Consider the following 266-nt stretch of genomic DNA (forward strand, 5'->3'; position numbering starts at 1 on the left):
GGTATGGGTCAAACCAAGAATCGATAATAAGTGCTTGTAAAGGTGCATCTTTGTCGCCTACTGGCGGCGGTACATCTTTAACGATCATTTCAAGAACTTCGGCAATACCTACACCTGTTTTAGCGCTACACTGCACTGCATCAAGGGCATCAATACCAATAATCTCTTCAATTTCTTCTGCAACACGTAAAGGATCCGCTTGCGGTAAATCGATTTTATTAAGTACTGGAATTACTTCTAATTCCATTTCAATAGCGGTGTAACAG

Annotated in this window: 1 protein-coding gene; it reads right to left on the bottom strand. The window is 41.0% G+C overall.

Annotated elements, in window-relative coordinates; all coding sequences use genetic code 11:
- A partial coding sequence (locus AAEY75_RS15520; RefSeq protein ID WP_352260090.1) for a GTP-binding protein occupies window positions 1–266 on the bottom strand: 266 nt, incomplete at both ends.

The organism is Psychrobacter sp. TB55-MNA-CIBAN-0194 (genome assembly GCF_040309505.1).
Classification (GTDB): Bacteria; Pseudomonadota; Gammaproteobacteria; order Pseudomonadales; family Moraxellaceae; genus Psychrobacter; species Psychrobacter fozii.